At 60.8% G+C, this 9046-nt stretch carries 7 protein-coding genes and 2 pseudogenes; 5 read left to right on the top strand and 4 right to left on the bottom strand.

The window, feature by feature from the left end; translation table 11 throughout:
- Window positions 1-75: 75 nt before the first annotated feature.
- From ltrA to DDF70_RS39470, 4 genes and pseudogenes are all read right to left on the bottom strand, one after another.
- On the bottom strand, window positions 76-1590 hold the full coding sequence (ltrA, locus tag DDF70_RS34185) for a group II intron reverse transcriptase/maturase (protein ID WP_114949008.1): 1515 nt from the start codon (window positions 1588-1590) through the stop codon (window positions 76-78).
- Window positions 1591-2241: 651 nt separating this feature from the next.
- Window positions 2242-2822, bottom strand: a pseudogene (locus DDF70_RS34175) (IS3 family transposase); the annotation flags it as partial.
- 323 nt (window positions 2823-3145) lie between these two features.
- Window positions 3146-4264: an IS110 family RNA-guided transposase gene (locus DDF70_RS34170; RefSeq protein WP_114949006.1), complete on the bottom strand. Its 1119-nt coding sequence runs from the start codon at window positions 4262-4264 to the stop codon at window positions 3146-3148.
- Between the two features lie 103 nt (window positions 4265-4367).
- Window positions 4368-4469: pseudogene (locus DDF70_RS39470) on the bottom strand (transposase); the annotation flags it as partial.
- 560 nt (window positions 4470-5029) lie between these two features.
- Here DDF70_RS39470 and DDF70_RS34165 point away from each other — a divergent pair.
- The 5 genes from DDF70_RS34165 to DDF70_RS34145 all read left to right on the top strand — a co-directional run.
- A complete protein-coding gene (locus DDF70_RS34165; protein WP_114949005.1) occupies window positions 5030-5392 on the top strand; it encodes an HU family DNA-binding protein in 363 nt (120 codons plus the stop codon).
- Between the two features lie 229 nt (window positions 5393-5621).
- Complete coding sequence (locus tag DDF70_RS34160) at window positions 5622-6155, top strand: pantoate--beta-alanine ligase (RefSeq protein WP_114949004.1); 534 nt, start codon at window positions 5622-5624, stop codon at window positions 6153-6155.
- 855 nt (window positions 6156-7010) lie between these two features.
- Complete coding sequence (locus tag DDF70_RS34155; protein WP_114949003.1) at window positions 7011-7553, top strand: helix-turn-helix domain-containing protein; 543 nt, start codon at window positions 7011-7013, stop codon at window positions 7551-7553.
- Window positions 7554-7567: 14 nt separating this feature from the next.
- Entirely contained in the window at window positions 7568-8125 is a 558-nt protein-coding gene (locus tag DDF70_RS34150) for a transposase (protein ID WP_245435764.1), read from the top strand.
- Between the two features lie 157 nt (window positions 8126-8282).
- On the top strand, window positions 8283-9046 hold a 764-nt coding region (locus tag DDF70_RS34145), incomplete at its 3' end, for an IS5 family transposase (RefSeq protein ID WP_114949001.1).

Here is a 9046-nt window from a genome sequence, read left to right as displayed (position 1 = left end):
AGTGGAGTAAGAAGCGCGAATGCGCTTCTCCTCCCCGAACCGTACATGCACCTTTCAGCGCATACGGCTCTCTATTCAAGCTTGGCCCATGGCCATAGCAACATCCTGATAGTGCGATGTGACGGTGCTGCGGGCTTCGCTCCGGAAGATGTATGGGTTTTCCTCCGGATTGCGCCACCGGAACCGCGCCTTGGGGCTTGAGACAAGCCTGTGGAGCGCTTTGCCGATGGCCTCGCCACGCTCAGTCCGACCGTAAACAAGCCAGGTTTTTGCCTTGCCCGATTCCGGGGCCTTGTACCACTTGCGCATCAGAGGCTTGATGCGGGATCGGTATTTGTGCCCCAGCCAATGCGCCAGCTTCCAGAACACGACATGGTCGATGTGCCGGAACACGGACGCAGTGAAGTCGGTGAACTTGTAGAACGCTGCCCAGCCGGCCAGTTGCCGGTTGAGGCTGGCGATCATCTCGACCGTGCTGACACTATGATGGCCGGAGAGGACCTCAGTCAGTCTGCGAACAAACCCCTTGGCCTTCTCCTTGGGTATCGTCGTGACGACAGACATACGTCCGTGCGCCCCCCGCTTGCGAATGATCCGATGCCCCAGAAAGACGAAGCCGTCATTGACGTGGGTGATATGGGTTTTGCCCATATTCAGCGTCAGCTTCAGGTCACCTTCCAGAAAGGCACGGCATTCCTCACGGATCTCTTCTGCCTGAGCCTTGGTTCCTTTTACGATCACGACAAAGTCGTCAGCGTATCGACAGTAGGCGATGGCCGGCTTCCATTGTCGGTTCTCACGAACCGTAATGGGACGGCCTTGCTTGATGCCGAAGTTCCAGGCCCATCGATCCTTACGCGCCTTGTCACTGAGGTATTTCGCCTCGAGCCACGCATCAAACTCATGGAGCATGATGTTGGACAGGAGCGGTGACAGAACGCCACCTTGCGGAACGCCTTCGCTGGAGGCCACGAACAGGCCACGATCAATGTGACCCGCCTTCAGGAACTGACAGAGAAGATCGACAAATCGCCTGTCCTGCACCCGCCGCCGCACACATCGGAGAAGCAGCCGGTGATGGACCGTATCGAAGTAGCTTGCCAGATCACCCTCGATGATCCAGCGGCCCCTGGTCGTATCGGTTCCATCCTGAAGCTGTATCTTCACGGTACGGACAGCATGATGCACGCTCCGCTCAGGCCGGAAGCCATAGGAGAGCCGATGGAAATCGCTTTCCCAGATCGGCTCCATGACCATCAGCATGGCGCGCTGGACAATGCGGTCTGTTAGGGTCGGGATACCCAATGGTCGCAGTTTGCCGTTCGCTTTCGGGATGTAGATTCGCTTGACCGGCTGAGGGCAGTAGCTGCCCGTCAGCAGGCTCATCCGCAGATCGGCCAGATGCTGATCCAGTCCGGCCTGCAGCTGTTGCTTATCCTTTCCGTCAAGGCCCGGAGTTCGAGCGCCGCTCGACGCCAGAACGATCCGGGCGGCTTCGGCAAGCCACTCCCGATCGGCAATGAGCCGAAGAAGGCGATCGAACCGTCGGTTCGGATCATCTTTGGCCCATGTTGCGAGCTTGTGCTGCATTTCGCTGATTATCAAAGGTCTTCACCTCGTTGGGTCAGGTAGTTTGCACTTCAAGCAGTTTGAACTGTTCCCCTTCGCCATGTGACAGGCTTTCCCTGTCGCGGACTACTACGGGAACTCCGCCAGCATGATGGACATCAGGGTCAACTCCCTTGGCATTCCACCATGCCTTCCCTCGTTCATATGCTGGACATCTTGCGTATTGGTGAGGCTGCCGGTCGCAGTCTTTGTCCTTGCATTCTGCAAGTCGATGCCGATGCCATGGTCTGGCTGTGTTCTCCCCATGGCCCTTCGCGAGCGTCCTACATCTCTGCTCACGTTCGGATGCACGCCGTCCTTCGTGTCCGGCGACATCATCAGCATTCCGCCTGTTAAGCCGTGTAGGCGGAGGCGACATTCCAGCCCTCAGATGCGGGTGAACCGGTTCGTGTTCCTCAACCTTCCAATACTTCAGCCTCGGGAATCATCTCGGCGTAACGGCTTCGCCTCAATCCCCTTTACCTGCGGGCTCCGTCACCCTGCCAGTTGACGGCAGGTCACCGCCGCTTGGGCTCATGCCCCCTCACAGCAGGGGGCAAGGCATTCTCCTTTTCTCCTTTCTCCTTGCATTCCAGACATATGCACCCCGGACCATCCGGGACGAGGCGCACTGTAGGTGATGTCCATGGCCCAGACTTGGTTGGGCCCCGTCACCGACAGCTTGCGCAGGAGATAGGGATAGACCGTGTGCCCTGGTGCCGGCTTGGAGGTGTTTGGCTTGCGATAGAGTGCCTCAATGCCCATCCGCTTCATCAACGTGGAAACATGCAGGCGTCCGACTGTGAAGCCCTCCGCCAGCAGCAGGTCGCGCAGCATCCGGCTGCCCGCAAAGGGATACTCCAGGTGCAACTCGTCCATCCGCCGCATGAGGGCCAGATCGGCCGCCGAGGCAGGCTGCGGTCGATAATAGAGGCAGCCCCGGCTGATCCCGAGCGCCGCAGCCTGCCGACTAAGCGGCAGGGCATGCGCGCGGTCGATCATCGCTTTGCGCTCGGCCACACTCCGGCTTTGCCGAGCGCGCTTTCCAAAAAATCGTTGGCCAGGGTCAGCTCGCCGATCTTGGCGTGCAAGGTTTTCACATCCAGCGGCGGCGTGCCCGTTCCGGCCTTGGGCTCGGGCCCGAACACGCCGGCGGCTCCCTCGAGCAACTGCGCCTTCCATTGGGTGATCTGGTTGGGATGGACATCAAACTCTAATGTTCGTTGTCAATGAGCTTGGACGTGGGAGTGCGATCCCAGGACGGGAGCCGGACGTGGCAGGATGGAGTAACTGCGCAGGGCCGGAGACAGAGCCGTCAAGACGACGGTTGAGCAGACTCTGATGCGCGGGTTGGCTACCGCATTTCCGTGTGTTCGTCCGGGGCTGCCTCGATCTGCTGGCGGGCGTCAATGATATCCCATCGGCCACACAATTCGTACGAGGATTCCCCACCGAGGCCCTGCCTCCGGTGCTGCGCAATCACAGATGTCAGTCAAACGTGATCCGGTTCTTTGTGAGATATTGTCCTTGTGCGCCTTCAGGTGGCCGAACGGGGTTGGATCTCGCGGCCGATCGCCCACAGGAACGCCGCCATCTCCCGCGCGATAGCGGTGACTACCACGGTCTGGCGCTTGCCGGCCGCCATCAGGCGGCGATAGCGCGCGCACAGCCGCACCTGCGCCTTCCAGGCAATCGCCCGCACGATTTGAGGCAAGCCCTCCTGGCGTTCCTGCAGCACGCGGCTCATCCGGGCCGGAAAGCGATAGGTCCAGGCGCCCTCGATCAGCACGCGACGGACCCTTGTATTGCCAGCCTTGGTGATGCTGCCCCGCCGGACCCGCTCGCCTGTGGAGCTTTCGCACGGCACCAGACCGAGATAGGCCATCAGCTGCCGCGGGCTCTCGAAGCGGCGCACATCGCCAATCTCGGCCACAAAGGTCACCGCCGTCAGCAGCGCTACCCCGCGCAGGGCCTGATAAGCCTCCACCACCGGAGCCATCGACCAGGTCGAGACCACCTCAGCGACTTGCTGGGTCAATCGTTCCAAACGGGCCTCGGCATCCGCAATCGCCTGCCGGTATTCGCCCAAGACCAAGTACTGAGCCGGATGCTCGAAGACGAGTTCGGCCAGCCAGCGGGCATGCGCCCGGGTCCAGGGCTTGCGGCCGGAGAAGATCCGCCCATGGCGCAACAGAAACGATTGCAGGTACTGGCGCTTCTCGCGCAGATCTTCCATCGCGGCTTCGCGCGCCCGCACCAGCTCGCGCACGGCCTCGTGCTCCGGGTCCGGCACCCAGATGGCTGTCAGCTCGCCGGCCCGGTGCAGCCGGGCCAGGGTGAGGGCATCGCGGCGGTTGGTCTTGACGCGCTCGCCCGGGCGCTTGGGAATCAGTGACGGTGCAATGACGGCGCAGTCATAGCCGAGGGCTGCGATCTGGCGCTGCAGGCCATAGCCGGTCGGACCGGCCTCATAACAGAACAGCAGCTCCCCGTGCCGGCTCGCCAGCTTATGGACCAGTCGCCGTACGGCCTCAGGTGTGTTGTCGATCTCGCCGAGGAAGCGCACTTCGCCCTGGCGGCCGTCTTCGGCCACGGCGACGGAGATCTTCAGTTTCGAGGTATCCAGACCGACAAACACCTTGCTCTTCTGCTGCATGGCTCGTCCCCTGTGCGGGAGGCTCGACGCCGACCCATCCGGCGCTACCCTCGCTCATCGCATAGTGTGGACGAGCCACCTGCGCCGGCAACGAACATACGGTCTGCTGGGCCAGCTCGGCCAGGGTCTTCTCACCCTTCACGGCGGCAAGGGCCACCTTCGCTTTGAAAGCCGGAGAGTGGTTCCGGCGGGGTCGCTTGCTCATGGTCTCTCCTGTCTGGCAGCCATTTTGGCTACAGTCAGGCAGAAACTCCACTTATCCCGCTGTTCAAATTTCCCGAGCCAGCTCTTCTTTCCATGAAATTTTCCTATGTCGCCCTTGAACTAATGACACCACGGTCGCTCTACATCGTCTTCTTCAATTTCAGCATTACTAGCTTCCGAGGCGCGATACTGTATGTCCGGCGCCGGTTTTCTAGCTGCAACAGCCCACTGAAGCTCAACGTTAGCGAGGTTCGCAACAGTCGCCAAGAATTCCGAGTGGTCAAGAAAGGTACCTCGGGTAACGTGTGGGGGCAAGATGAGAACAATGCGCTTTGTGTGACCTAAACTGTTGCCTTCTGGCACGGATCTTGCGCTTGATAGGTAAAAAACCGAAATCAGCTACTTTCACATGACGAGTGTTCAAATGCTGACATAAAATGGTAAGAGATTTGCGCGATTCCCGTTTACTCTGTGATTGCGCTCCTCGGAGGATGTCGCTCCTCCTAAAGTTGGGCTCTGGTAACGGACGCCCTCCCTTCCAACCCCAGTAGGAGAGTGCTGATGATAGGCAAGCGCGTAACCCACGCCCATTTAACAGCAGCCATGTACCAGCAGGGCAACGTCACAAAGGACGACGCCGCAGATCTGGTTGAGCAGGTATTCAAGACAATTTCCGCGGCGCTGGAGGACGGTGAGAGCGTGAAGCTCTCTTCATTCGGCATCGTTACTATGCACGACAAGGCTCAGCGCTTGCAGCACAATCCAAAGACTGCTGTGGAGGTGTCGATCGAGCCTCACTGGGTCATCCAATTTACTGCGTCGCCGGTTCTCACGTCGCGGCACAGTCGAGTGAGGCCCCGACTGTTAGTGTCAGACGCACAGGAGGCCGATCGGACGGCTGCCGCCCATGGTAAAGCCTCTTAGGCCGACGCTGACGTCGAGCATTTCAGCCAGCTTGCGCTATGGCGGGCTGACCGGTTTTGCACTGAGCGTTGTCCATCAGATCTATTCCTCTTTCTCGATGCAGATCCCGGAGAATGTCTACACGCATGTTGTTGGAGCATCACTGTTCGGAGCGATCAGTGGCGCTGTTCTGTTTTCGGCAATCGCATCACTGAGAAATCGGATCATGTTGCGCGGATAGGGACCAACCATGGGTGCAGCAAGACTCTTCAGCGCTAGCTTCCTCGGCCAGAGGGACCTCCAGCAATGCGCCGTGATCCGGCAGATGGTGCGGGATCTCAATCTTCCCATCGAGGTTGTCACGGTTCCGACGGTGCGCGAGTCCGACTGTTTGGCACTCATCAGGTGCAACAGCAACCTCGGCCCGACCGATCGTACGAGAGCGCTCTGCCTCGACCGCAGCCTGCTCGCCGCGGAAACTGCGTACGGGGAGGGCGAGTGCGTCAGCGACAGGCTGATCGCAGTTGCCCGATCGCAGATGACCGAGGTCGACCAGCTGCAGTATCTCGAGCTGCAGGATGCCAGGACCGTGTGCGCTATCCAGGGCTTGGCCGAGAAACCGACCGCTCTTTGCGTGGCCGCCTATGGCGGGCCTACGCGCCTGATCAACAATGTTCTCCTGATTCCGCCGCCGAAAGCTCTGGACGATCGCGAGCTCGAGTTGGACCCGCATGTGATCGGCCACCAGGCGAGGATGAGTGCGGAAGCGCCGCAACCGTCATGACACTCCACCCCATGCCCCATGCCCTGATTCATGACCTCAGCAGCCGGCTGACCGGTGCAGCAGCGGCGGAAACGCTCCAGGCCTGGTGTGAGGAGCATGGTCTGTCACAAGGGCCGATCACCGCAGAGGTTCGTCATCTCTGGTGACTACGGTGGTGTTCTCCTCGTCATGGCTCTATCCTGTCAGGAGTTAGAGCCTCCGCAAATCCCGCTGCAGTCCATTCACGAAGACTCTCGAGGAGTACTGCGCGATGGCAGCGCCCTTATGCACAATGTACCGGGCATAGAAAGTCAATAACTCTCAAACGCTGGCTTTAGGGAAGAGGCCCCATGATGTCTGCTCACCACGTGACTCCTGCCGCACCAGTAACACGGGACTACACCTACAATCTATTCAGAAACCGGCACCTCCCCAAAATCATCTGCGCTGTGCCTGAGCATTGTCCTGTACCTAGCTTCATTAACTCGAACGATTGGGCGTTTGATCAGGTGCTTCGCCCTGCCGACGCGACACCGCTGGGTTTCTGCAGCCGGGCGGCACAGGCAGGGGTGCGATTTACCAGTTACTATCTCTTCCAAACCACGGGCCTTACTCAGCGCGAGTGATTTCAGAAGCTGAGTGATGACGGTGTGGGAAGGGCGGCGTATTGAGACGGGTGACGAGTCTGCTAGAACCTCGTCGAGAGAGCGATGCGCCACGAACGACACTGCCAACGTTTTGCGCCTGTGTCAGCCAGATGCAGTTGACGACCCCTCGCAGGATATTCTCCGAGCCGGTGTTTTATCACTAAGTGGTGCATCCGGCAGGTAAAGGGGTATAATGGCGTCTCCCGCTGATCCAATCGCGGAGGCGCCCATGGCACCAGTCTGCTTACGGGACTTGACCGCTGAAGAACTCACGACCGTCAAGCGCCTGGCCCACTCACACACGGCTCCGGCCCAACGCGTGCAGCGTGCGCAAATCATCTGGCGCGCCAGTCATGGCGAGAGCGCTTCGGCGATTGCAGCCCGGGTGGACCTTGATGGCGAGACCGTGCGCAAGCGCATCCGCTGCTTCAATGCGGAGGGACTGGAAGCGCTCAAGGACCGATACCGCTCAGGCCGCCCGCCGACGTATTCGGCCGAACAGACTGCCACCGTGATCGCTACGGCGCTCACGAAGCCAGAGACCCTCGGGTTGCCGTTTGCCACCTGGACCCTGGATCGGCTGGCCGCCTATCTGCATGAGGCCAAGGGCATCGCGATGCAACGCAGCCGCATCGACGAGATCCTGCTCCACGAGGGCTTGCGCTGGCACAAGCACGAGACCTGGTTTGGCGAGCGGGTCGATCCGGCCTTCGCGGAAAAAAGGGGGCAATCGAAACGCTCTACACCACGCCACCCGCGGGCAGTTGTGTGATCTGTCTGGATGAGATGGGGCCGGTCAGCGCCAAGAGCTACGCGGGTCGTGCGCTGGTGTCCACAAAGACGCGACCGGCCGAGCGCGCGCGACAGGAGATCGACTACGGCCGTCGCGCCAAAGGCTACATCTTCGGAGCCTTTTGTCCTGCGACCGGCGAGGCGTTCACGCAGCCCTATCCAGGGCGCGGCGGCGCCCATTGGGTCGACTTCTTGGAGCGCGTTGAGACCTGGATCCCGAGTACGACCCAACGGGTGTATGCGATCCTGGACAACCTGAGCTCCCACCGCACCACGGACGTGCTGCTGTTCCTGCTCGCGCATCCGCGCTGGGAGATGGTGTTCCAGCCCAAATACGCGGCGTACCTCAACCTGATCGAGCCGTGGTGGAAGATCCTGCGCGCGATGGCGTTGGCCGGTCGGCGCTTCGAGACCTGGGACGAGATCGTCGAGGCGATCCACCGCTCTACAGTCTACTGGAATGCGCACCGCCATCCCTTCGTCTGGGGCGCGCGGCGCCGGCATCGACCACGTCGCTCACCCGGCATCGCCCTGCTGCCGAGGGCCGCCTGACTTCCCGGATGAACCACTTAGTCGGCCCTGAATAACCCACAACTGATTGAGACAGAAGGATTCTTCGTCGTCACGAAGCATTGTAGTCTTCGTCGTCACGAAGCATTGTAGAATGCCAGCATCTGGGAAGTGCCCCGCTCAAACCTGGTGTTTCGCCATGGAACCCAAGCCGACGCTGCCGAGCTCCGGTGATCTCTACCGCAGCCGTCTCGATCAGATCCTCGATCCCCGCCACGCGTTGTTCCGCCTGGCTGCTTTGATCGACTGGGACAGGTTCGATGAGGAGTTCGGCCGCTTCTATCGCCCCCTGGGGCGGCCCGCCAAACCCACGCGGCTGATGGTTGGGCTGTCGTATCTCCAGCACACCTTCAACCTGTCCGATGAAGCGGTGGTGCAGCGCTGGATCGAGAACCCGTATTACCAATGGTTCTGTGGCTGTGAGTACTTCCAGCATCAGCTGCCGTGCGATCCCAGTTCGCTGACGCGCTGGCGCAAGCGGCTCGGCCCCGACGGACTGGAGAAGCTGCTGTCCGCCACGATCCAGGCCGGGCTGGACAGCGGCGCGGTGCGGCCCTCGAGCCTGGAGCGGATCAGCGTCGACACCACCGTGCAGCCCAAAGCCATCACTTATCCCACCGACGCCAAGCTCTATCTCAAGGCGCTGCAGGCTCTGGTGCGGCAGGCCAAGCGGCATGGCCTCGAGCTGCGCCAGGCCCACACCCGTCTGGCCCAACGCGCGGCCGTGCAGGTCGGTCGCTATGCCCATGCCCGTCAGATGCGGCGCATGCGGCGCGAGTTGAAGCGGCTGAAGACCTATTTGGGCCGGGTCTATCGTGATGTCGCCAGGAAAGTCGCCGGGGATGAGGTTCTCTCACGCCGGTTTGCTCCTCTGCTCGGCCTCGTGGAGCGCCTGCTGGTGCA

The organism is Microvirga calopogonii (genome assembly GCF_003347665.1).
Lineage (GTDB): Bacteria > Pseudomonadota > Alphaproteobacteria > Rhizobiales > Beijerinckiaceae > Microvirga > Microvirga calopogonii.
Note: the sequence above shows the minus strand (reverse complement) of the source record. Positions and strands in the feature narration are given on the sequence as shown.